The sequence below is a fragment of the Mycobacterium sp. genome, assembly GCF_035603715.1.
Classification (GTDB): Bacteria; Actinomycetota; Actinomycetes; order Mycobacteriales; family Mycobacteriaceae; genus Mycobacterium.
The window spans coordinates 1-25,070 of the sequence record NZ_DATNJW010000562.1 but is presented as its reverse complement, the minus strand read 5'-3'; the positions used below and the strand labels follow the sequence as shown (position 1 = coordinate 25,070).

General features: G+C 67.1%; 13 protein-coding genes. 7 read left to right on the top strand and 6 right to left on the bottom strand.

What is annotated here, in order from left to right; translation table 11 throughout:
* The 3 genes from VN856_RS23015 to VN856_RS23005 all read left to right on the top strand — a co-directional run.
* Positions 1–1,002, top strand: a 1,002-nt coding sequence (locus VN856_RS23015) for a glycosyltransferase family 4 protein (RefSeq protein ID WP_325693396.1), incomplete at its 5' end; no start/stop codon positions are given.
* Positions 996–1,727, top strand: a complete 732-nt coding sequence (locus VN856_RS23010) for a class I SAM-dependent methyltransferase (protein WP_325693394.1) — start codon at positions 996–998, stop codon at positions 1,725–1,727. The genes VN856_RS23015 and VN856_RS23010, both read left to right, overlap by 7 nt.
* Positions 1,714–2,790 (top strand): prenyltransferase, encoded by a 1,077-nt coding sequence (locus VN856_RS23005; protein WP_325693393.1) that lies wholly within the window; start codon positions 1,714–1,716, stop codon positions 2,788–2,790. The genes VN856_RS23010 and VN856_RS23005 overlap by 14 nt, the downstream gene beginning before the upstream one ends.
* Here the strand turns inward: VN856_RS23005 and VN856_RS23000 are convergent.
* Positions 2,787–3,464: a class I SAM-dependent methyltransferase gene (locus VN856_RS23000; RefSeq protein ID WP_325693391.1), complete on the bottom strand. Its 678-nt coding sequence runs from the start codon at positions 3,462–3,464 to the stop codon at positions 2,787–2,789. The two genes, VN856_RS23005 and VN856_RS23000, sit on opposite strands and share 4 nt — an antisense overlap.
* A gap of 72 nt (positions 3,465–3,536) precedes the next feature.
* Between VN856_RS23000 and VN856_RS22995 the strand changes: the two genes are divergently transcribed.
* From VN856_RS22995 to VN856_RS22980, 4 genes are all read left to right on the top strand, one after another.
* The gene (locus VN856_RS22995; RefSeq protein ID WP_325693399.1) at positions 3,537–4,118 is read left to right on the top strand and encodes a TetR/AcrR family transcriptional regulator; all 582 of its coding nucleotides are present in this window, start codon (positions 3,537–3,539) and stop codon (positions 4,116–4,118) included.
* A 32-nt stretch (positions 4,119–4,150) separates the two neighbouring features.
* Positions 4,151–4,666 carry a DUF6328 family protein gene (locus VN856_RS22990; RefSeq protein WP_325693389.1) on the top strand — a complete coding sequence of 172 codons (516 nt, stop codon included), beginning with the start codon at positions 4,151–4,153 and terminating at the stop codon, positions 4,664–4,666.
* 54 nt (positions 4,667–4,720) lie between these two features.
* Positions 4,721–5,704: a DoxX family membrane protein gene (locus tag VN856_RS22985; protein ID WP_325693387.1), complete on the top strand. Its 984-nt coding sequence runs from the start codon at positions 4,721–4,723 to the stop codon at positions 5,702–5,704.
* Positions 5,705–5,769: 65 nt separating this feature from the next.
* Complete coding sequence (locus VN856_RS22980; protein ID WP_325693384.1) at positions 5,770–6,249, top strand: RDD family protein; 480 nt, start codon at positions 5,770–5,772, stop codon at positions 6,247–6,249.
* On the opposite strand, the gene VN856_RS22975 is transcribed toward VN856_RS22980, so the two are convergent.
* The 5 genes from VN856_RS22975 to VN856_RS22955 form a co-directional block, all read right to left on the bottom strand.
* Complete coding sequence (locus VN856_RS22975; protein ID WP_325693398.1) at positions 6,239–6,712, bottom strand: gluconokinase; 474 nt, start codon at positions 6,710–6,712, stop codon at positions 6,239–6,241. The two genes, VN856_RS22980 and VN856_RS22975, sit on opposite strands and share 11 nt — an antisense overlap.
* 46 nt (positions 6,713–6,758) lie before the next feature.
* A complete protein-coding gene (locus tag VN856_RS22970; protein WP_325693382.1) occupies positions 6,759–8,768 on the bottom strand; it encodes a DUF7065 domain-containing protein in 2,010 nt (669 codons plus the stop codon).
* A 27-nt stretch (positions 8,769–8,795) separates the two neighbouring features.
* The gene (locus VN856_RS22965) at positions 8,796–10,301 is read right to left on the bottom strand and encodes a carboxylesterase/lipase family protein (RefSeq protein ID WP_325693381.1); all 1,506 of its coding nucleotides are present in this window, start codon (positions 10,299–10,301) and stop codon (positions 8,796–8,798) included.
* 19 nt (positions 10,302–10,320) lie between these two features.
* Positions 10,321–12,963: an NAD-dependent epimerase/dehydratase family protein gene (locus VN856_RS22960; RefSeq protein WP_325693378.1), complete on the bottom strand. Its 2,643-nt coding sequence runs from the start codon at positions 12,961–12,963 to the stop codon at positions 10,321–10,323.
* A 24-nt stretch (positions 12,964–12,987) separates the two neighbouring features.
* Positions 12,988–25,070 (bottom strand): type I polyketide synthase (locus VN856_RS22955; RefSeq protein ID WP_325693376.1); only part of this gene is annotated, 12,083 nt, incomplete at its 5' end.

Below are 25,070 nucleotides of genomic sequence, written 5' to 3'. Positions count from 1 at the left end.
GCGGGCTTCCCCGAGCCGCGCACCTTCAGCCTGCGCGCCGCGCGCCTGCTGGCCGATCGGCTGGACGATTTCGACGTCGTGCATGACAACCAGAGCTTGGGTGTCGGCCTGCTGAAAATCGCCGAGACCGGTATGCCCGTGGTGGCGACCGTGCACCACCCGATCACCCGCGACCGGGTGCTGGATCTCGCGGCGGCGCGCTGGTGGCGCAAACCGTCGGTGCGCCGGTGGTACGGCTTCTTGAAGATGCAAGAGCGAGTGGCTCGCAGCATCCCGGAATTGTTGACCGTCTCGTCGTCCTCCGCTAGAGACATCACCACCGACTTCGGCGTGCACCCCGATCAGCTTCATGTCGTCCCGCTCGGCGTGGACACGGACATGTTCGCGCCGTCAACGGAGCCGCGAATTCCCGGTCGCATCATCGCAATTGCCAGTGCCGACCGCCCGCTCAAGGGCGTCGGGCACCTGCTGAATGCGGTGGCCACGCTGAGGAGCGAACACGATATGGAGCTGCAGCTGGTCGCCAAGCTCGAACCCAATGGCCCGACGGAGAAGCTGATCGCCGAGCTGGGAATCTCCGACATTGTCCATATCTCGAATGGGCTTTCCGACGCCGAACTGGCTCGGTTGTTCGCCTCCGCTGAGATCGCCTGTATCCCATCGCTTTACGAAGGTTTCTCACTACCTGCCGTAGAAGCGATGGCCAGTGGAACACCGATCGTGGCCAGCCGTGCCGGCGCATTGCCCGAAGTGCTTGGACCCGATGACGGATGCGCCAGGCTGGTCCGCCCCGGAGATGCCGCTGAGCTGATTCGGGTGATCGGTGAACTGCTGGACTCCCCCGGCGAGCTCAAACGACTGGGCGCGGCCGGTCGCCGCCGCGCCGTCGAGGTGTTCAGCTGGGAATCCGTGGCCGCGCAGACCGTACGCGTCTACGAACAGGCCATTGCGCGAACAGCGCCGACCCGCGACCAGCGCCGCAGAGTGGGCGAGCCGTGCTGACAGTCGATTTCGACCGTCTCGGTATCGGTCCCGGCAGCAAAGTCATCGACGTCGGTTGCGGGGCGGGCCGGCACAGCTTCGAGGCGTACCGACGGGGCGCCGACGTCGTGGCATTCGACCAGAACGCCGCCGAACTCAGTGAGGTCGACACTCTGTTCCGGGCCATGGCCGATGCCGGGGAGACCTCGCCGTCAGCTCACGCGGAAACCGTCGTCGGTGACGCACGGGCGTTGCCCTATCCCGACCGAACGTTCGACTGCGTCATCGCATCGGAGATTCTCGAGCACGTCCCGGCCGACGATGCTGTCATCGCCGAGCTGATTCGGGTACTCAAGGTCGGCGGGCAGCTAGCCGTCACGGTCCCGAGATGGTTGCCCGAACAAGTCTGCTGGCTGCTTTCCGACGACTATCACAGCAACGAGGGCGGCCATATTCGCATCTACCGAGCAAATCAGCTGAGCAGCAAGATCGCCGGCCGCGGCATGACGTTCACCCATACCCATCACGCGCACGCGTTGCACGCACCCTTCTGGTGGCTGAAATGTGTGGTCGGCGTCAACAACTCGGATCACCCGGCCGTCGCCGCCTACCACAAGATGCTGGTGTGGGACATGATGCGACGACCCCTGCTGACCCGAGTGGCCGAATCGGCACTGAACCCGCTGATCGGTAAGAGCGTCGCGCTGTATTTCGAGAAACCGGTGCCTGCCGTTGAATACGTCTAAAGTACCGGGCGTCGCAGGCGTCCTCTCCCCCGCGCAATGCCGGCAGACGGCGGAATCGATTGCGGCACTTCAAGAGCCGACGGGTGAAATCCCTTGGTCAGACGGTGGGCACACCGATCCGTGGGACCACGTGGAATGCGCGATGGCCCTTACGACGGCAGGCCTGATCGAACCGGCGCGACGCGCCTTCGATTGGTGTTGCGACCAGCAGCGGGCGGACGGCTCATGGCCGATCCAGCTGCGCGCGGGGGTGGTCGAGGACGCCAACAGCGACAGCAACTTCTGCGCTTACGTCGCAGTGGGTGTCTGGCACCACGTATTGGTCACCGGTGACCGCGCCTTTGCGGCCTCGATGTGGCCGACGGTGCGCGCCGCAATCGACTTCGTCTTGGATCTGCAGCTGGCGGGTGGCGAAATTTCTTGGGCGCGTGGCCCTTCGGGCCCGTTGGCGGAGGCACTGCTGACCGGGTGCGCGAGCATTTTTCACAGCATTCGCTGTGCACTGGCCCTGGCGAACCTGGTCGACGAACCACAACTCGAGTGGGAGCTTGCGCTCGGCCGGCTGGGCCACGCGATCGCCGACCACCCCTCGGCGTTCACCGAGAAGCCGCATCACTCGATGGACTGGTACTACCCGATCCTGGGCGGCGCGTTACGCGGTCGCGCCGCACAAGACCGGATCGCGGACCGCTGGGGCGATTTCGTCGTCGACGGTCTGGGAATCAGGTGTGTCGACGACCGGCCGTGGGTGACCGGCGCAGAGACCTGCGAACTGGTACTGGCACTCGAAGCCATGGGCAACCGGCAGGCGGCGCTTCAGCAGTTCGCCGCGATGCAGCACCTGCGTGAGCGGGACGGCTCCTACTGGACCGGGTTGGTGTTCAGCGATGGAAAGCGTTGGCCCGTTGAGCGAACCACGTGGACCGGAGCGGCCGTCATTCTCGCCGCGGATGCGCTGTCGTCCACCACCGCGGGCAGCGGCATCTTCCGCGGCACCGATTTGCCGCGCGGCTTGGAGAGTGACTACGACTGCGAGTGTGCGGCCAGCCAGTCCGATCGTTAGACCGCCACTCCGGCCTCGCCTGCCGTCCGCTCCAGCACTCGCATCGACCCGGTGACGGACTTCTCCACGAACGCACCGCTTTCCAATGCTCGGCAATAGATCTCGTACGGCGGCCGCCCGCCGTCGCGCGGGTCCGGGAAGACGTCGTGGATGATCAACGCCCCGCCGATATCCACCCACTTCGCCCAGCCGTCGTAGTCCTTTCGCGCGGCGTCCTCGCTGTGGCCCCCATCGATGAACAACAGTTGCAGCGGCGTGCGCCAGCCCGTGGCCACCACCGTCGACTTGCCGACCACCGCGACCACGGTGTCGTCCAGGCCAGCTTCGTCAAGCGTGTGCCGCAACGTCGGCAAGGTGTCGAAACGACCGGTGACGGCATCGACCATGGACGTGTCGTGGTACTCCCACCCGGGCTGATGCTCCTCGGAGCCGTGGTGGTGGTCGACGGTGTAGAGAACGCTGTCACGCGCATGCGCCGCCGCACCCAACAGCACCGTCGACTTTCCGCAATACGTTCCGATCTCCACCGCGACACCGCCATCGAGGTAGCTCAGCGCCGCATCGTGCAGAGCACGGCCCTCGTCGGCGGGCATGAAGCCGATAACCCGCTCGGCCAATGCGAACAAGCGACTGGTCAGCTCGTCATGAGCAGTGCGATCCGGGGATGGCGTCATCACCTGAACGGTAATGCACGCGCGTGCCCGGCCGGTTGCCGCACCTGGGGCGGTGTAGTAGTGTCCGGACACGTGTCCAACCCGTTAGCTCGGGAATCGACCAGACGGCGATTAACCGCCAAGCAAGCCGACACCGTTGACCGGCTGGGCCAGGCCGCGATCGGCGTGCTGAGCCGAGAAGGCTTCTCCGGATTGACGATTCGTATGGTCGCGGCCGAAGCCGGAGTCGGCGCGGCCACCGCTTACACCTATTTCTCGTCGAAGGAGCACCTCGTCGCGGAAGTTTTCTGGCGACGGTTGGCGTCGAGCCCGGTTCCGCCGACCGATTCGCCGGATTCGACAGGGCGAGTGATCGCCGTGCTGCGTCACATCGCGTTGCTGGTGGCCGACGAACCCACACTCGCGGGCGCGGTGACCAACGCCCTGCTGAGCAAGGATCCCGAGGTCGAGCATCTTCGGCTGCGCATCGGCGGTGAGATCCATCAACGCCTGGTCACCGCGTTGGGCCCTGGTCACGCCCCCGAACTGGTCGAATCACTCGAGCTGCTCTACGCAGGGGCTCTGGTGCGCGCCGGCATGGGATACGCCTCGTACACCGAGATCGCCAATCGGCTGGAGGCATCGGCGCGGCTTCTGTTGCACGAGATGCCCTAGCGGCGGGTTGCAGGCTGGCATGATCGACGTCCATGGGCGTCGTCGATCATCCCGAACGCGATCAGACCTGGGATACCACGGCGCGATCCGAGACTGAAGCCCAACGGCTGGACCGCAATTGGCTCAGCCTGCTTCAGGAGTTGCGGGTCGTTCAGACCGGCGTCCAACTGCTCACCGGTTTTCTGTTGACGTTGCCCTTCCAGGCCCGCTTCGACGGGCTGAGCACCACCATGCGGGTGATCTTTTTGGCGACGGTGGGCTGTTCGGTCGCCGCCACGGTGTTGCTGGAAGCTCCGGTCGCGATGCATCGCTTGTTGTTTCGTCGGCATCGAACTCAGTTTCTGGTCTCGGCGGCCGACCGGTTTGCTTACTCCGGACTATTACTGATGGGCTTAGCCCTCACCGGCGTCGCGGTGATCATTTTCGGCGCAGTGGCCGGTCCAGTCACCGGTGCCATCGCGGGGACCTGCGCGTTCGTGGCTCAATTCGGCTTCTGGGTGTTGTTCCCACTGTGGGCGCGACGTCATGCACCCCCACTAACCAACTAAGAGCGCGGCTCACCGGCCGGTTTGCCCGGCGGGCAACCTGGGAACACAGCTGCCATGTTGATCCGCAGAATCGCTAGGCCCCTGCTGTCCGCAGTGTTCATTGGCCAAGGTATTGAAACGTTGCGCAACCCCAAGGTCACCCTCGACGCGGCGCAGACCGCCGTGACGGCGTTACAGACGTTGCCGGATCCGGTCGGCAGCAAGATTCCGTCGGATCCCGAGACAGCCGCCCGGATCAACGCGGCCGTCCAAGTGGGCGGTGGTCTGTTGCTCGCGACCGGCAGGCTGCCGCGGATCGCGTCAGCGGCGCTGGCCTTCACCGTCATACCGGGCAGCCTTGGCGGACACCTGTTCTGGAACGAACACGACCCGGAACTGAAAGCCCAGAAGCGCCGCGACCTACTCACCGACCTGAGCCTGTTGGGTGGCCTGATCATCGCGTCGGCCGACACGGCGGGCAAGCCATCACTGGGATGGCGTGGTCGACGGGCGGCCAGCCGGCTCTCGGATAAGGTTTCTGCTGCGCTCCCACTGGACAACTCGGACGGAGCATTCCTCGAATCCGAACTGGCCGAACGGATCGGCCATGGCCTGCATGCGGGCGCCGAGCGAAGCCGCGAGTTGGCCAGTACGGCAGCCGAGCGGGGCGCGCCGTTGGTCGAGGCCGCCCGCAAGCGGGGTGGCGAGCTGGCCAGCACCGCGGCCGAAAAGAGCGCACCCGTGGTGAAGAAGGCGCGCAAGAAGGCCCGCAAACGTGGAGCCCAGCTGGCGGAGGCAGTGCGTGAACATGGAGCCGAGCTGGCCGACACCGCACGCGAACGGGGCAGCGAGCTGGCCGACACCGCACGCGAACGGGGCAGCGAATGGGCCGACATCGCCCGCGAACGGGGCAGCGAATGGGCCGACATCGCCCGCGAGCGCGGCAGCGAACTCGGTGAACGCGCCTATGAGCGCGGCAGCGAACTGGCCGATACGGCAGTCGAACGCGGCGGCGAACTAGCTCATCGTGGACGGGTCAAAGCTCGTCATTGGCACTGATCGGGCAATCGACGAGGCCCAGCTAGCGGGGTAGATTGACGGCCACCGCCGCTAGGAGCCCTGCCATGACATCAGCTGACTTCGACCCGCAGTACGGTTATCCGCCGGCCCGTTCTCCGCGAGGCCGACCCGGCGGTCTCGGCGCGAGATTCTTCGCCCGGCTCATCGACGGCATCCTGATCAACATCGTGGTGTTCGTGCTGTCGCTCGTCTTGTTCGATCGCGACTACTGGTGGCTGGTCACCGGCCTGTTCTCCGGGGTCTTGATGTTCGGATACTTCGTTCTGCTGGAAGTCACGCAGGGCGCCACTCTGGGTAAGAGGCTGCTGGGCTTGACGGTCCACGGGCCGGGCGGAGCACCGAGGCCCGACGCCTCCCAGTCGGCCATCCGCAACTCGTTCACGTTGCTGGCCGTGGTGCCTTACCTCGGCCCGCTGCTGGCGTTCATCGCCTACGTCGTGATCGCCGTGACGATCAGTGGCAGCCCGACAAAGCAGGGCAAGCACGACGAATTGGCCGGCGGCACCCAGGTAGTCAAGGGCTGATCGACAAAAACTTCACGAACGCTTCGACGATGTTGTCGATGCCCTGCCCGGCATCGATGGCCATCCCGTGCTCGTCGGGATCCAGCGGCTCCAGCGTGTCGAATTGGGACATCAGCAACGACGACGGCATGAAGTGGCCCGGTCTGCCGGCCTGCCTGGCAGCGATCAGCTCCGGTGAGCCGGTCAGATGCAGGAATGCGATATCCGTTCTGTGCGAACGTAACTGGTCGCGGTACCGGCGTTTGAGCGCCGAGCAGCTCATCACTCCGTCGTCATGGTCGGCCAGCCACTGCCCTACCGCGTCCAGCCATGGACGGCGGTCGTCGTCGTCGAGCGGTGTGCCCGCGGACATCTTCGCGACGTTGGCTGCTGAATGAAAAGAGTCGGCATCGGCAAACGGAACGCCGAGCCGACGCGCCAGCGCCACGCCCACCGTCGACTTGCCAGATCCGGAGACGCCCATCACCACGACAGATCTGCTTGGTGGATAGAGCTTTTCAGTGCGCACGCTACTGCGTTGGCTGATTGCGGTTCCACTCCAGCCACCCCACGCCGGTTCGCCCGTCTGCGGTGGTTACGGTGGCCCACACTCGTGGGAATTGGCTGACCCGTCCGTCCCGGGCGACCAGGCGCAGCGGCGCATGTCCGCGCACGTCGACGGTCGCCATGATACCTCCGGGCTCGATCGCCAGCGTCGCGCCGACGGGCAATCCAACCGCGTCGAATGTCTGCACCGGAGCGATGGTTTGCAACTCGGTGACCGTCTCGCCGCGGTCCTGGATGTATCCGACACTGACCTGCGGAACGCCGGGTATCGTGATACCCACCGCGTGCAGGTGTGTCCCGTCGTGAAGATGCAGCGCGCTCCAGATCCAGTCCATCGACCACCAGTCCCGGACACCCCAGGAGTGATCGCGCTGCCCGGGTACCGAGTCGAGCGTATAGCGACGACCGTCGATGGTGGCGGATCCTGTTACGGTGCAGGGTATCTCGTACCGGGTGGCGATCCTGTACTGATACGCCGTGCCGTCGGTGGTCCACTCCAGGTCAAGCTCCACCTCGGCCGGCGTGCCCGGCTCTGCCCGCATCAATCCGGCCGGATCCTGATAGGACTGGCCCTGTCCCCGCAGCACCATCCGATAGGTGCGCAGCGGTTCATCGGCCGAATGCGTGAAATCGACTGCGCCCGTGCGTACCGCCCACGGGTCGTCGGGCAGCGGAACCTCGAAGTCGACGACCGCGACCGTGGGCAGGCCGGGACCGCACAGCAGGGCGTGCAGCCAGGCCGTCTGCTGGTTCGGGATCAGGCCGAGCCGTAGCCAGCCGCCGAATCCCTGTGCGGCGTCGGCGAAGTCGGCATACCAGCTCTCGCTCCACAACGGCTCATCGGTGGCGGTGTGGGCTGATTCGTCATCGGTCGACGGGCACAGCGGCTCGACGGGCGTCGGTGCGGGCAGGATGGCCAGCGCGTCGGTGTCGAGCACATGCTCGCAATGCCGTTGCAGCATCGTCATGAACATCGCGTCGCCGCGTTCGGTGCGTTCCACCAGCATCGACGACACGATGGCCATCATCACCCCGAAGAAGCTTTGCCTGCGCACACCTTCGCGGACATCCGCCAAGGTGATCGGGGCATCCGGCCCGAGCGCCCGGTGGAAGTCATCTAGCAGGGCGTCGTAGTGTGCGCGCCGATCCTCCACCGGCAGAGCACAACCGAGGAAATACGCCAGATCGGTCATCGCCGGGGCCCAGGTGACCGTCTGCCAGTCCACGACGGTCAGCGGGCGTGCAGCCGCGTCCGCGCCGAACAGCATATTGTCCAGCCGATAGTCACCGTGCACAAGACCATGGATCCGGTCCGCGGCTGATTCCTCGGCCAGGTAGCCGTCGAATCCACCGACCAGCCGCTCGCACACCGTGCGGTGCTGAGGCGCGATCTGGTCGCCATAGCGGTCAACGAAGCCGGCGTGCAGTGCCGCGATCAACGCCTGGTTGATCGGCGCGTCGCGATTCAGCCACGGGGCATCGGCGAGCGTGGCGTCCCCCAGCAACGGCCCCTGCAAGCGGGCCAGCTCGGTGACAGCGATCTGGGCCTGCGCCATTGTGGCGCCGCGGATTTCATCGCCGACGACAGCAGGATTCGCATCTTCGAGCAGCACATCGAAAATTCCTGATGACGCGTCGAAACCGGTGTGGTAACACGACGAGACCGGTCCCTGCAGCCCGGGCGCGATATCGCGGTAAAAGCACACTTCGCGCTCGTAGAGCCCCAGCGTCATCCCGGTCTGACGGCTCATCGGATCGGTAGCCGCGACCTTCAGCACTACGGAGGCGGGTCGGGCGCTGGATGGCCCGGTGTCGGCGTAGCTCAGCTGGACCCGGTAGCACTCACTCATCTGACCCGTGCCGATGCGCTCGACGGTGAAGTCGGTGATGTCGCCGGCCCCAATAGCTGCCGAGAGCCAGGCGGCGGTGAGGTCAGCCGGCCGTTCGACGACGTTGTCGGTATGCGGTGTCATGGCTCGTCCACGAAATCACATCCGCGGTCATCGCGCCAGGGAGAAGCCCTCCCACGCCATCCGCCGCTCGGGGTGCGGATCGAACTCCAGATGTGATTTGCGGTCGAACACCATCACCGCGCGGTCGGCGTCGGTGTAAACCGGCCAGTCCTCGCCCGGGTTGCCGGTACGGCTGAATGCCCCCCAACGCCTTTGCACTTCGTTGGTGACCCGCAGGGCGGAGCGCCGATCAACGGGCGCGGTCAGCAGCGCCCCGAGCTTGGTGCGGTAGACACCGAACACGGCGAGCAGTTCGGTGGCGTGGGTGGCCCCCAGCCCGGACCAGCGCAGCATGCGGGGTGCGTAGTCGTACCGATACAGGTAGGCGGGTGCATGCCTGCTGTGGGCCTCGGCGATTTCCCAGGCCGCCGAACTGAACGCGAAGTCGCCGCCCAGCCGGATGCACGCAGATCGTTCGGGGTAGTCGGGATAGGCGCCGGTAATGCGTTCCCGCGCAGCGGGTTCCACCCCGGCAAGCATCGCTTCGATCATCGGCTGGGTGGTCGGTAGCAGCTGGAGCCATCGGGTGAACAGGCGCCCCTCTTCGGCGTTGGTGCCCACGATGAGGGGAACCCGGTGTGACTTGCCCTGCCGCATCGCTTCGACGGGGTCCAGTGGCAGGTAGTCGTCACCGAAGACGGGGCCGATCGGGAAGGCACCCAGCATGTCTCGCACGCCATCGTCGATCAGGCGATTTTGGGCAGCCACCAGTTCCGCCGGCGACAATTTCAGCAGCGCGTGGGCGGCGTCCTGCTTGCGGGCACCTACCACGGTGGCGAACCGCGCGGCGAATTCCGCGGCCACCTCGCTCGACCGCGTCATGCCACTGGCCGGGCTCTCCGAAATCGCCTGGGCAAATAGCCCTTTCGCGGCGGGCGCTGCCAGCAGGGCGGCGACGGCATGTGCCCCGGCGCTCTCACCGAACACGGTCACATTGTCCGGATCGCCGCCGAACGCCCCGATGTTGTCTTTGACCCAGCGCAAGGCCAGCACGATGTCACGCAGAAACAGGTTGCTTTCGAGGGTTACGTCCTTGGTCGACAGCGCCGACAGATCCAGACAGCCCAGCGCGCCGAGCCGGTAGTTGACCGAGACGTAGACACAACCACGGCGAGCCAGCGCCACCCCGTCGTAGATCGGAGTGGCCGAGCTACCCAGGATGTATCCACCCCCGTGCACGAAGACCATCACCGGAAGCGACTCGCTGTCGGGGGCTTCCGGTGCAACGACATTGAGCGTCAGGCAGTCTTCGCCCATCGGCTGGTACTTGCCGACTCCGAGCACGGTGTATCGGCGTTCTTGGGGTGCGCATTTGGTGAAGCCGTGGCAATAACGCACACCCGGCCACGGCTCGGACGGCTGTGGCGCCCGAAATCGCAGCGCGCCGACTGGCGGGCGGGCGTACGGGATGGAGCGCCACCGGTGCACCCCGTCGCGGGTGAAACCTTCGACGGTGCCGATGGCAGTCGTCACGCGGACGGTGTGCTCATGCATCACCTGACCGTAGCGAACGTCAAGGGCCAGCGCTCGGCAGGTCGGGTTCGAGGACTTGGATCGTCCCGCTGGTGCCGTCGACCTCGATCAGCGCCCCCGGCGCCAGCCGCCGCGTCGCATCGTGAACATCCACCACGCAGGGGATACCGAATTCGCGTGCCACCACCGCGGCGTGCGACATCGGCCCACCCAGTTCGGTCACGACGGCGCCGGCGTAGGCGAACGCGGCGGTGTAGCCCACGTCGGTGACTTCGGCGACCAGGATCTCGCCGGCCTCCAGGTCGTCGATGGTTTCGGGCCTGACGATTCGGACCCGTCCGCGGACTCGGCCTGCGCTCACGCCGACGCCCGTCAGCTGCTGCCCGGGGACAAGCACAGTTGCCTCGACGGTGGCGGCGCGCCAGTCGCCGCTGAAGACGGCGGGCGGCGCCACGCCCGCGAGCCTGCTCTGTTCGGCGCGGCGGCGCGCAACCAGCCCGGCCACATCGGCGGGAAGCGCGTCCAGCTCGTCGACCAGCAGATAGAACACGTCGTCAACCGTTTCGATCACCCCTGAACCGACCAGCCGGCGTCCGAGCTCACGAAGTAGGCTGCGCAGCAACCAGATCGCGCGCACCATGCGGTCTCGACGGACCTCGCGGTCCCGAACGTGGTGGGCGGCAAGCGAAGCCACCGGTCGGGCGCGTAGCCGGATCGCCGGGCGAATTGCCTGCGAGCGCGCCGGCGTGGCAAGTGACTTCGCCACCATGCGAAGCAGTAACTCCGGGTCGTCGGCGTAGCTGAACGACCGCATCTCCAGCTCCCCGGGACCGCGGTGTCCAAACGATTTCAGCTCGGCGAGCACGGCCCGGTGGAACTCCGGGGCTTCGGCGGCCAGCTCGTCGAGATGGTCGCCGCCGCCGGCCAGAATGCGCGGGACGTTGGGATCATGTCGCGCGGCATCCGCGAGTCGATACACAGCGCTCAACGGCCCCGCACTGGCCAACTCCTGGCCGACCGACAAGGTCATGTCACGACCGTTGAGCCCACGCACGACGACGCTGAGTGCGGCGATCGCCATAAACGATCCGGATGCCAGCACCCAGCCCTCGATCACGTGGTCGCGGGCCAACAAGATCAAGCTCTGCAGTCGCTGGTCGGTGAGTTCTGAAAGGTCGCCCACCGCAAGCGTTTCCAGACGGTCGACGTCGTCGACGAAATCACGTGTGTCCAGCGGCGCGCCGACAGTCAGACCGGCCAGGTTCACCCCGAACACGCCCAGGTCACGGAGCGTCCGCAACGGACCCGCCGCACCGCCGGATTCGCGCGGCAATTGCTGATCGCCGTATATCGGCATGGCCGCTGCACTCGGGCCGAAATACTGGCTCTGCTGAACCACCGTCTCGGGTTTGACGAATGGCACGACTTCGGCCATGTAATGGGCGGTCGTGATGGCGCCGTACAGGCGGTGCGCAAACACTCCGACGGTGCGCGTGGCCATCTCGCGCTGGATCAATCCGCCGGGCCGCAGACGTCCGGCGATGACCGCGCCCGACGCACGCAGCCCTTTGACAGTCACCGACGCCGATGACGGCGAGAAGGGCCCCGGCAACGCTTCCGACAAATTGGTGGCCAGATACGTCGGGAATCGCGGGTCGATCGGGGTGTCGAATTCGCCGTTACCGCCGTCCGGGCCGGCCAGGACCGGCGATACTCCATCGGCCGCCGGTATGTCGACCGCCGGAACGTCTTGGACAGGAATGAGCCGCCACGGCAGCGACGTCGACCACGAGCCGACACTCACTCGGCCGCGCACCGCCAATGCGATGTCGTGGAGGCATTCCGGTGCGGTCCAGGCCGGCGTGACGTCCCATTTGTCGCCCAACAGCGCGGTATTCATCGATGGCGCACTGCGCAGCAGGTCGAGCTCGGGCGCCGAGCTCAGCCCGCGTAGCAACCGTCCCACCCGCAACAGGGGCCGCCCGAGCTCCGCGGAGATCTCACCGAAGGTGAGTTCCCCCGGTGCGGCGAGGTTCACCGGCCCGCTGCCGATGCCCGCATCGACCGCCGCCCGGACGAAAAGCCGATGTGCGTCGTCGCTGTGCACGACCTGCAAGATGCGACGTGCCGAGCCGCCCGTATCGGGGAAGAACGCCGATGACAACGCTTTTCGCACCCAGTTGTCCACGCCCCGGCCGAGGATCGCCGCACTGCGGATCGCCACCCACTCTGCACCGCATGCCGCGACCATCTCTTCGGCGCGGGCCTTGTCCTGCCCGTGCATCGAAGCCGGTTGCGGCTGATCGGCTTCCGTCGATAGCGTGGCGGCCTCTCGATCGGAGCCGTAGACGTGTGCCGACGAAGCGAACACGATTCGGCGCGTACCGCTGCGCGCTACCGCATCGACGACGTTGGCCGTTCCGCCGATGTTGACCTCACGGTCGACGGGTCGGCCAGAGCTCGGGTTGACTGCCCAGGCGCAGTGCACAACGACCTCCGCGCCCGCTACCGCCCGTTGTACCGTGGCCGCGTCGCGAATGTCGCCGTGCACGAAGGTGGCCTCGCTGGGCCAGCTTTCGGGCCGATGACGGGCCAGGCCGACGACGTCGTGGCCGGCGCTGAGCAGCCGCAGGACCACGCCGCGACCGATCACTCCGCTGGCCCCGGTGACGGCGATCCTCACGGGCGAGCCTCAACCCTCATCGGACTAGTCGTCGTCGTCGAGGAACGCGGCATTGACCAAGTCGTCGAGATCCATTGTCGCGAGGTCTTTTTCCCTGTTCATATCCGCGTCGTCACCCTCGGCCTCGTTGGCCAGGCCGAGCAGCAGTTCCAAGACCCCGGCCTGCCTGAGCCGTTTGACCGGAATCGACGCCACCACCCGCTGGATCTCCTCCTCGCCGGGTGCGGCTTTGGGCGCAACTCCGGCTGAGGCACCGACCAACTCCTGGTGGAAGTAGCCGGCAAGCGCCGCCGAGTTCGGGTAGTCGAAGATCAGGGTCGGCGACAGTGGCAGCCCGGTTGCGGATTTGAGTCGGTTGCGCATTTCGACGGCGGTCAGCGAGTCGAAACCCAGCTCCTGGAAGGCCTTGTCCGGGTCGATCGCCTCCGCGGTGGTGTTGCCCAGCACGGTTGCGATATGCGAGCGCACCAGATCCAGCAGGATCTCCCGCTGCTCGTCGTCCGGCAGACCTTCGAGGCGTTGCAGCAGCGCCGACTTCGACTTTGCTGCGGCCAACGAGTCGTCGACCTGACGCCGTGCCGTTGCGTTGATCAGATCGACGAACATCGGCGGCAGGGTGCCGCCGTCGAACTTCGCCCGCAGCGCCACGGTGTCGATGTGCGCGGGCACCAGGAACGGCTCGTCAATCACCATTGCGGTGTCGAGCAGTTGCAGGGCCTGGGTGGAGGACATCGCCGTGATGCCGTCGCGGGCGAATCGTGCGAAGTCCACGGCTTCCAGTCCACCGGTCATGCTGCTGGCCTGGTCCCACAGACCCCAGCCCAGCGAGATCGCCGGCAGGCCATGGCTACGGCGGTGCACCGCCAGGCCGTCCAAGAAGCTGTTGGCGGCCGCGTAGTTCGCCTGGCCCGACGATCCCACCAGACCGGCCATGGACGAGAAGAGAACGAACGCCGACAGATTCGAATCCTTGGTCAGCTCGTGCAGGTTCCAGGCGGTGTCCACTTTGGCCCGCAACACCGCGTCGACCCGCTCCGGCGTCAACGACGTCACCACCGCATCGTCGAGCACACCTGCGGTGTGAATCACCGCCGACAGCGGATGCTGCACCGGAATGTCGGCCAGCACCTTGGCCAGCGCCGCACGATCCGCCGCATCGCAGGCGACCACCGACACCTCGGCCCCGGAAGCCGACAACTCGGCGGTCAATTCCGCGGCACCCGGCGCATCCGGGCCACGCCGACCGATCAGCACCACGTTGCGAACCCCGTGGTTGGCGACGACGTGACGGGCCAGCGCCGAACCCGCCATGCCGGTACCACCGGTGATCACCACGGTGCCCGACGCCCAGGCATCCGGCATCGTCAAGACGACCTTGCCGGTATGGCGGGCCTGACTCAGGTACCGCAGTGCCGCAGGCGCGCGCCGCACGTCGAAGGCGGTGACCGGCAGCGGCCGCAGCGTGGTGTCGTCGAACATCGCGCACAGTTCGGTGAGCATGCGCTCGATGTGTTCGGGTCCCGCCTCGAACAGGTCGAAGGCGCGGTAGCGCACACCGGAATACCGCGCGGCGATCTCGCCGGGGTCACGGATGTCGGTCTTACCCATCTCCAGGAATACCCCGCCCGCAGCGACCAGTCGCAAGGACGCGTCGACGAACTCACCGGCCAGCGAGTCCAACACCACATCCACGCCGCGACCGGCGGTCACCGCGCGGAATTTGTCCTCGAACTCCAGCGTGCGCGAATCGCCGATGTGGTCGTCGTCAAAGCCCATCGCCCGCAACGTGTCCCACTTGCCCCGACTGGCGGTGGCGAACACCTCCAGCCCGAAGTGCCGCGCCAACTGCACCGCAGCCATACCCACGCCACCGGCGCCGGCATGCACAAGGATTCGCTGACCCGGCTTGACGTCGGCCAAGGCAGTCAGCGCGTAGTAGGCGGTTGTGAAAACCACCGGCGCCGTGGCGGCTTCGGTGTATGACCAGCCGGCCGGGATCTCCATCAGCAGGCGAGCGTCGGTGATCGACATGCTGCCGGTGCCTTCGGGGAACAGTCCGGTCACCCGGTCACCGACGGCGAAACGACTGACGTCCGGGGCGGTTTCGCTCACAACGCCGGACGCCTCGACGCCCATGACAGCGTCTTCGTCGGGGTAAAGACCAAGGGCGATCATGACGTCGCGGAAGTTGGCCGGCATGGTGCGAACCGCGACTCGGACCTGGCCGGGCTGCAGGGGTGCGTCGGCGTCCGGGATGGGCTCGAGGACCAGGTTCTCGAATGTGCCCTTGCTGGACATGCCCAGTCGCCACGCCTCGTCGGCCGGGGGCACCAACAGCGCATCCACCGCTCGACTGCCGTGCACACGACCCGTGTACACCGTCTCCCCGCGAACCAGGGCCTGCGGCTCACCGACTCCCAGCACCTGTGCGATCGTCGTATCGTTCAGCGGTGCATCGGAATCCACCAGTGCGATGCGGCCGGGATGCTCGGTCTGGGCCGCGCGCACCAGTCCCCACACCGCGGCACCGGCCAGATCGGTGACGTCCTCCCCCGGCAATCCGACCGCACCGCGAGTCGACATCAGCAGCATTCCGGAGTCGTTCTCGGAGAGCCAGGCTTGCAGCGCGGCCAAGGCGTCGTGGGTGCGGGCGTATGTCGAGGCCAACGGATCGTCGTCGGCGGGCTGGGATTCGAACACCTCGTAGGACGGCGTCTCGGTGTGCGATCCGGGTGCCGCGGGTGACCAGACGACTTCGAAGATCCGGTCTGGGCCCGAGCCCGACACGGCGGCCATCAACTGCTGCCGCGACACCGGGCGGGCGACCATCGAAGCCACCGACAGCACCGGCAACCCCAGCGCGTCGAACAGCTCCAGCGACACCGATGACGGACCCGAGGGCGCAATGCGCACCCGCACCGACGATGCCCCCGCCGCATGCAGGGACACGCCCTGCCACGAGAACGGCACCAGAACACCGTTTTTGCTGTCGTGGTCGGCCTCGCCGGCGACGATCACGGCGTGCAGGGCAGCGTCCAGGACCGCGGGGTGCACCCCGAAGCCGGCCGGTGACACACCCGCGTCATCAGGCAGGGAGACGTCGGCGAAGATGTCGTCGCCGCGGCGCCACATCGCGGTCAAACCCTGGAAGGCCGGGCCGTATCCGTATCCGTGCGCAGCCAACCGGTCATACAGCCCGTCGATGTCGACCGGCATCGCACCCACCGGTGGCCAGGTGGACATGTCAGCGCCCGCCTCGGCGGCGCCGGGTCGCACAACACCTTCGGCGTGCAGCGTCCAGCCCGAGTGCGCATCGCCGCGTGAAAATATCGACACCGCGCGGTCGCCCGACTCGTCAGCACCGCCGACAACAACTTGCATCGACACCGACCCAGTCGCCGGAATCACCAACGGCGCAGCCAACGTCAGTTCATCGACGACCGTGCAGCCGACCTCGTCGCCGGCGCGGATCGCCAGCTCGACAAAACCCGAACCCGGGAAGATCACCACGCCGCCCACGGCGTGATCGGCCAGCCAGCCCTGCGCTGCCGAGGAAAGCCGGCCGGTCAGCAATACACCACCCGAGCTGGGCAGCTCCACCACCGCACCCAGCAGTGCGTGCTCGCTGGCTGCCAAACCCAGACCCGCGGCGTCGACGGTGCTCTCATCGGCGGACAGCCAAAAGCGGCGCCGTTCAAAGGCATACGTCGGCAGCTCGACAAACGACGCGCCGGGCAGAGTGGCACGCCAATCGACGCCGACGCCGGACACGAAGGCCTGGGCCACACCGGTCATCAAGCTGTTGGGTTCGGGACGGTCTTTGCGCAACAACGGCACGGACACCAGATCGGCCTCGGTCAGCGATTCCTCGATGGACGAGGTCAGGCCACCGCCGGGCCCCACCTCGATGAATCGGCTGGCGCCGGCCGCATTCGCGTGCCGGATGCTGTCGGCGAACCTGACCGCCGCCCGGACGTGGCGAGTCCAGTAGTCGGCTGTCGCGAAGTCATCTTCGGCCAACTCCCCGGTCACATTGGAGATGACCGGAATGGTGACCGGGTGCACGGCCAGTTCGCGTGCCGCCGCTTTGAATTCGCCGATCATGGGTTCCATCAACGGCGAGTGGAAGGCGTGCGAGACCGCCAGCTGATGGACTCGCCGGCCTTGGGCGCGCAGTTGGTCCGCGATGGCGGTCACCGCCTGCTCGTCTCCGGACACCACCACGGACGATGGACCGTTGACCGCGGCGATACCGACGTTGGCGGTCAGCAGCGGGCGCACTTCGTCCTCGGTGGCCTGCAACGCGACCATGGCACCGCCGGAGGGCAACGCCTGCATGAAACGGCCCCGCGCGACCACCAGCAGCGCGGCGTTCTCCAGCGACAAGGCGCCGGCAATGTGCGCCGCGGTCAACTCGCCGACCGAGTGACCCATCACGAAGTCGGGCCGCACTCCCCAGGACTCGAGCAGGCGGTACAACGCAACCTCGACAGCGAACAGTGCCGGCTGAGCGAATTCAGTCGTATTCAGCAGGCTTTCGTCGTGGCCCCACATCACTTCGCGCAGCGGGCGCAACAGGTGGCGGTCCAGCTCGCCGACCGCGGTGTTGAACGCTTCGGCGAAGACGGGATAGGTGGCGTGCAAGCCCATGCCCATACCGAGCCATTGCGAGCCCTGGCCGGGAAAGACGAACACGGTTTTGCCGGTCAGCCCGGTCCCGGTGATCACTGACGCACCCGGCCGGCCGTCGGCCAGTTCGCCCAATCCGGCGAGCAACTGGTCGCGGTCAGCACCCAGGACCACCGCGCGCTGCTCGAACGCGGCGCGACCTGCCAGCGACCAACCGACATCGGCGGCGGCCAATTCGGCACGCACGCCGATGAATTCGGCCAACCGTACGGCCTGAGATTGCAGTGCGGCCGTTGACTTGGCCGACACCACCCACGGCACCACCGGCGGTCCTGCTGGGCGTGCCTCAGCGGCCCGCTCGACCGGCGGGGCCGCTTCGATGATGACGTGCGCGTTGGTCCCGCTGATACCGAACGACGACACCCCCGCCCGACGCGCCCGACCATTCGCCGGCCAGGGCTGCCGATCGGTCAGCAGTTGCACGGAGCCCATCGACCAATCCACATGCGGGCTGGGCGCATCCACGTGCAAAGTCGCCGGCAGCATCTCGTGGCGCATCGCCAGGATCATCTTCATCACGCCCGCGACACCCGCGGCGGCCTGCGTGTGACCCATGTTCGACTTGATCGATCCCAACCACAGTGGTGACTGCCGATCCTGACCATAGGTCGCCAAAATCGCCTGGGCTTCAATCGGATCGCCCAGCGTGGTGCCCGTGCCGTGGCCTTCCACCACCTCGACGTCCGCGCCGGTCAGTCCCGCGCTGGCCAATGCCGAGCGGACCACTCGCTGCTGTGAGGGGCCGTTGGGCGCGGTCAGTCCATTGGACGCGCCGTCCTGGTTGATCGCCGAACCGCTTACCACCGCCAGTACCGGGTGCCCCAAGCGTCGCGCGTCGGAAAGCCGTTCCACCACCAGCATCCCGCCGCCCTCGGAGAAGCCGGTGCCGTCGGCGGCCCCGGCGAACGCTTTGCAGCGACCATCGGTGGACAACCCGCGCATGCGGCTGAATTCCACGAAGATGTCGGGTGTGGCGTTGACGGTGACGCCACCGGCAACGGCCAGATCGCACTCCCCCGACCGCAACGACTGAGCGGCCATGTGCAGCGCGACCAACGACGACGAGCACGCGGTATCCACCGACACCGCCGGGCCCTCCAGCCCCAACACGTACGACACCCGTCCGGACGCCACACTCGATGACTGCCCGGTGAGCCGGAAGCCCTCCGCGGCTTGCGCGGCACCCATGCCGTAGCCCTGGGCATAGACTCCGGCGAACACGCCGGTGGCGCTGCCCCGCAACATGGTCGGATCAATACCGGCCCGCTCCAACGCTTCCCAGGTCAGCTCGAGGAACATCCGCTGCTGGGGGTCCATCGCCAGCGCTTCTGAAGGGCCGATCCCGAAGAATGCGGGGTCGAAATCCGCGACGCCTTCGACGAAGCCGCCGATGCGCGTGTAGCAGGAGCCGGGAACGTCGGGGTCGGGGTTGTACAGGTGGGCCAGATCCCAGCCGCGGTCACCGGGGAATTCGGTGACGACGTCGCGACCTTCGATCACCATGTCCCACAGGTCTTCCGGGGAGTTGACTCCGCCCGGATAACGGCAGGCCATGCCGACGATCGCGATCTGATCGTCCCCGGTGATCCGCACCGAGGGGACGTTCTTGATTTCCTGCCGGACGCCCGCGAGTTCGGTCCGGAAATACGAAGCCAGCCGACTCGGTGTCGGGTAGTCGAAGATCAACGTGGGCGAAAGCGCCAGCCCGGTGGCCGCTTTGAGTCGGTTGCGCATCTCGACGGCGGTCAGTGAGTCAAAGCCCAACTCCTGGAACGCCTTGTCCGGATCGACGGCCTCCGGAGTGGTATTGCCCAACACGGTCGCGATGTGCGAACGCACCAGATCCAGCAGCACCGCGTCCTGCTCGGCTTCGGGCAATCCGTGGATGCGTTGCGCCAGAGCCGACTTGGACTTGCTGGCGGCCAGCGAGTCGTCGACACGCCGACGGGCCGGCGCATTGATCAGATCGACGAACATCGGTGGGACCACGGCGGCGTTGGCACGCAGGGCGGTCGTGTCGATGTGGGCCGGCAGCAGGAACGGCTCGTCGACGACCATCGCGGTGTCGAACAGCTGTAGCGCGTCCACCGACGACAGGGCCTTCACACCAGTGCGCGCCAGCCGGGCCCGACCGGCGTCGTCGAGGCCGCCGGTCATCTCGCTGGCCTGGTCCCATAGACCCCAGCCCAGCGACATCGCCGGCAGACCATGTGCGCGACGGTGGGCGGCCAGCGCGTCGAGGAAGCTGTTGGCCGCCGCGTAGTTGGCTTGGCCCGACGATCCCACCAGGCCGGCCATCGAGGAGAACAGCACGAACGCCGATACGTTGGAATCTTGGGTCAGCTCATGCAGATTCCAGGCCGCGTCCACCTTGGCCCGCAACACCGCGTCGACCCGCTCCGGCGTCAACGACGTCACCACCGCGTCGTCGAGTACACCCGCGGCATGAATCACCGCCGACAACGGATGCTGCACCGGGATGTCCGCGATCACCTTGGCCAGCGCCGCACGATCCCCCGCATCACAGGCGACCACCGACACCTCGGCGCCGGCAGCCGACAGCTCCGCGGCCAACTCCGCAGCACCTGCCGAATCAGGTCCGCGCCGACTGATCAACAACAGATGCCGCGCATCATGATTGACGACCAGGTGGTGGGCCAGCGCCGAACCCACCATGCCGGTACCACCGGTGATCATTACGGTGCCCTGCGTCCAGGCATCCGGCATCGACAGCACGACCTTGCCGGTATGACGAGCCTGACTCAGATACCGCAATGCCGCGGGAGCACGCCGCACGTCGAAGGCGGTGACCGGCAGCGGCCGCAGCACGCCGGCGTCGAAGAGCTCGGCAAGGTCGAGCATGTACTGGTGCATGCGGTTGCGCCCGGGCTCGAAGAGGTCGAAGGCGCGATAGCGCACGCCGGGATATTCTTCGGCGATCTTTCCCGGGTCGCGGATGTCGGTCTTACCCATCTCGAGGAAGACCCCGCCGGGGGCGACCAGTCGCAGGGAGGCGTCGACGAACTCACCGGCCAGCGAGTCCAACACCACGTCCATGCCCCGCTCACCGACAAGCGCGCGGAACTTGTCCTCGAACTCCAGCGTGCGCGAATCGCCGATGTGGTCGTCGTCGAAGCCCATCGCCCGCAACGTGTCCCACTTGCCACGGCTGGCGGTGGCGAACACCTCCAGTCCGAGGTGTCGGGCCAACTGCACAGCAGCCATTCCCACGCCACCGGCACCGGCGTGCACCAACACCCGCTGGCCCGGTTTGACGTCGGCGAGGTGAACGAAGGCGAAGTAGGCAGTGGTGAAAACGGCTGATATCGCAGCGGCTTCGGCGTACGACCAGTCCGATGGCATCGGGAGCAACAGCCGGATATCGCCGGGGACCAGGGTGCCGCTGCCGTCCGGGAAGAATCCGTAAACGTCGTCACCGACCGCGAATTCGGTAACCCCGGGGCCGACCTCGACGACGACACCGGCGCCTTCACCACCGATCAGCGCATCGTGGGTGAACATGCCCAGCGTGATCATGACGTCGCGGAAGTTAGTGGCGATGGCGCGCAGCGCCACCCGAACGTGGCCAGGTTCCAATGGCGCGTCGGCGTTGGGCACCGGCTCCAGTTGCAGGTTTTCGAAGGTGCCCGCGGTCGACAGACCCAGCCGCCACGGCCCGTGAGCGGGCGGTACCAGCACGCCGTCCACCGCGCGGCTGCCGCGGACTCGCGCGGTGTGAATCGTCTCGCCGCGCAGCACCAGCTGGGGCTCACCAACCGCCAACAGGCGTGCCACGGTCGTATCACTCAGCGGCGCATCGGAATCCACCAGAACGATCCGGCCGGGATGTTCGGTCTGGGCCGAACGCACCAACCCCCACACCGCGGCACCGGCCAGATCGGGTACGTCCTCGCCCGCCAACCCCACTGCGCCGCGCGTCGACGCCACCAGGACGCCGGAATCATGTCCGGTCAACCACGACTGCACCGCAACCAGAGCTTCGTGGACGCGTTCGTAGCTGGCCGACACCGGATCCCCGGCCGCCGATACGGACTCGAACACCTCGTACGCCGGCGTCTCGGCGTGTGAGGCCGCCGACGTGGGCGACCACGCCAGCTCGAAGAGCCGATCTCCGGTTGAGCCGGAAACCGCAGCCATCAACTGCTGCCGGGAAATCGGGCGGGCGATCATCGACGTCACCGTCAGCACCGGCAGCCCCAGCCCGTCGGCCAGTTCGACCGACACGGCCGACGGACCCGACGGCGCAATCCGCGCCCGCACCGACGACGCGCCCGCCGCGTGCAGCGACACGCCCTGCCACGAGAACGGCAATGCGACACCGTCGCCGTCGAACGTCACCGCCGCCGCGTGCAGGGCCGCATCCAGCAGAACCGGATGCACACCGAATCCGCCTACACCGCCGGCCGCTTGCGGCAGCGTCACTTCGGCGAAGAACTCCTCGCCGCGACGCCACAGCGCGGTCAATCCCCGGAACGCCGGGCCGTACTGGTAGCCGCGCGCCGCCAGCTGCTGGTAGCCACCGGTCACATCGACGGGAGTCGCGCCTTCGGGCGGCCACACCGACAGGTCGGCGCCGGGCTCGACCGGTACTGAGGACAACTGTCCCGTCGCGTGGCAGGTCCATGCGGAATCCGAGGTCGCCCTGGAGAATACGGACAGATCGCGCTGGCCGGATTCGTCGGCGGCGCCCACCACCAGCTCTACGGCGACCGATCCTGAGGACGGCAGTAGCAGCGGCGCCTGCAAAGTCAGCTCGTCGACCACCGGGCAGCCGACCTCGTCGCCGGCCCGGATGGCCAACTCGACGAAGCCTGCTCCCGGGAACACGGCCAGCCCGTCGACCGCGTGATCGTTCAACCAACCCTGGGTGGCCGGCGACAGCCGACCCGTCAGCACCACCCCGCCCGAGTCCGGTAGTTCCACCACGGCACCCAACAGCGCATGGTCACCGGCCGCCAGCCCCAAGCCGGCGGCGTCGATCGCAGCACCCTCGCCGGAGAGCCAAAAGCGCCGTCGTTCAAAGGCATATGTCGGCAACTCGACGAACCCGGCACCCGGCACCGCGGCGCGCCAATCCACCTTGACGCCCGACACGAACGCCTGGGCGGCTGAACTGAGGAACCGGGTCAGGCCGCCGTCTTCGCGGCCAAGAGTGGGCACCACGACCGCGTCGGCCCCGCCGTCGGTGGCGGTGTCCTCGATGCCCGCGATCAGGGCGGGGTGCGGGCTGGATTCGATGAAGGTCCGGTAGCCGCTTGCCGATGCGGTACGCACCGCCTGGTCGAATTCGACGGTCTGGCGGATGTTGCGGAACCAGTAGTCGGCGGTGAGTTCGGCGGTATCCAGGGTCCCGCCGGTGACCGTGGAGAAGAACACGGTGCGCGCCGACTGCGGTTCGATACCTGCCAGCGCCGTGGCGAGCTGCTCGCGGATCGCGTCGACGGCGACAGAGTGCGATGCGTAGTCGACGTCGATGCGGCGGGCCCGGAGTTCACGCTCGGTGCACTGGGCGACGATCTCGTCGAGGGCGGCCACCTCACCGGACAGCACGACCGCAGATCGCCCGTTGATCGCGGCGATGCTGATCCGATCGCCGTACGGCGCCAACAGCTCTCGCACTTGATCGGTTCCACATGCCAGCGAGGCCATCCCGCCGCGGCCGGACAGCGCCAACAGCAGTTTGCTGCGCAGGGTGACCACCCGTGCGGCGTCGCGCAGCGACAAGGCGCCAGCGACATAGGCCGCGGCGATCTCGCCCTGCGAGTGACCGATGACGGCGTCCGGACGTACCCCGATCGACCGCCACAATTCGGCCAACGAGACCATCACCGCGAACAGCGCCGGCTGGACGACGTCGACGCGGTCCAAGCCCGGTGCGCCCGACGCGCCGCGCAGTACGTCGATCAACGACCAGTCGACGAACTCAGCGAACGCCTCCGCGCAGGCGTTCATCTGGGCAGCGAAAACTGGCGCGGAGTCCAGCAATTCGACGCCCATCCCGATCCACTGCGAGCCCTGGCCGGGGAAGACGAAGACGGTCTTGCCCGCGGGTGCCGCGTGGCCGGTGATCACCGAGCCGCCGGGCGTTCCGTCGGCCAGCTCGGCGAGTCCGGCCAGCAACTGGCCGCGATCGCGGCCGAGCACGACCGCGCGATGCTCGAAGGTCGACCGCCCCGCCAACGACCATCCAACATCGGCGATGCCCAATTGCTCACGGACACCGATGGATTCGGCCAGCCGAGCGGCCTGCGCCGCCAGTGCCGCTGCACTCTTGGCCGACACCACCCACGGCACCACCGGCGGTTGCGGAGCGCTCTCGGTGGGCTCAGCCGGCGGGCACTCCTCGATGATCACGTGCGCGTTGGTGCCGCTGATGCCAAACGATGACACCCCGGCACGCCGGGCCCGACCATTGGCGGGCCACGATTGGGCTTCGGTCAACAACGACACCGCACCCGCCGACCAATCCACATGCGGGCTGGGCACATCCACGTGCAAAGTTGCCGGCAGCACCTCGTGGTGCATCGCCTGGACCATCTTGATCACACCGGCCACGCCGGCGGCGGCCTGCGTGTGACCCATGTTCGATTTGATCGACCCCAGCCACAAGGGTTTTCCAGCCTCGGCGCGATCTTGGCCGTAGGTGGCCAGCAGCGCCTGAGCCTCGATCGGGTCGCCCAATGTCGTTCCGGTGCCGTGGGCCTCGACCACGTCCACTTCTCCGGCGCTCAGCCCGGCGTTGGCCAACGCTGTGCGCACCACCCGCTGCTGGGAAGGACCGTTGGGTGCGGTGAGCCCATTGGAAGCGCCGTCCTGGTTTACCGCCGTACCGCGCACCAACGCGAGCACCCGATGACCCAACCGCTGGGCATCCGAAAGCCGTTCCACCACCAGCATTCCGCCGCCCTCGGACCAGCCGACGCCGTCGGCCGCATTCGCGAAGGGCTTGCACCGGCCATCCGGAGACAGGCCCCGGTGCCGGCTGAATTCGACGAAAACCGTTGGCGTGGCGTTGACGGTCGCGCCACCGGCCAGTGCCAGATCGCACTCCCCCGACCGCAGCGACTGCACTGCCATATGCAGTGCCACCAACGACGACGAGCACGCGGTGTCCACCGACACCGCCGGGCCTTCCAGACCCAGCACATAGGCCACCCGGCCGGTCGCGACGCTGGACGTCATACCGGTCAGCCGGTAGCCCTCGATCTCTTCGGCGAGCATGCCGTAGCCCTGCGCGATGATGCCGGCGAACACGCCGGTGGCGCTGCCCCGCAACGCGGTCGGGTCAATTCCGGCCCGCTCCAAGGCTTCCCAGGACAACTCCAGCAGCATGCGATGCTGCGGGTCGGTGGCCAGCGCTTCGCTTGGTGCCACGCCGAAGAATCCCGCGTCGAAAC

Excerpts from the sequence above, each read along its gene's own strand:
- VN856_RS22990 (WP_325693389.1), top strand. The coding sequence starts at position 4,151 with ATGGGCGTCGTCGATCATCCCGAACGCGATCAGACCTGGGATACCACG.
- VN856_RS22970 (WP_325693382.1), bottom strand. The coding sequence starts at position 8,768 with ATGACACCGCATACCGACAACGTCGTCGAACGGCCGGCTGACCTCACC.
- VN856_RS22965 (WP_325693381.1), bottom strand. The coding sequence starts at position 10,301 with ATGCATGAGCACACCGTCCGCGTGACGACTGCCATCGGCACCGTCGAA.
- VN856_RS23000 (WP_325693391.1), bottom strand. The coding sequence starts at position 3,464 with ATGACGCCATCCCCGGATCGCACTGCTCATGACGAGCTGACCAGTCGC.
- VN856_RS22980 (WP_325693384.1), top strand. The coding sequence starts at position 5,770 with ATGACATCAGCTGACTTCGACCCGCAGTACGGTTATCCGCCGGCCCGT.
- VN856_RS22985 (WP_325693387.1), top strand. The coding sequence starts at position 4,721 with ATGTTGATCCGCAGAATCGCTAGGCCCCTGCTGTCCGCAGTGTTCATT.
- VN856_RS22975 (WP_325693398.1), bottom strand. The coding sequence starts at position 6,712 with ATGGGCGTCTCCGGATCTGGCAAGTCGACGGTGGGCGTGGCGCTGGCG.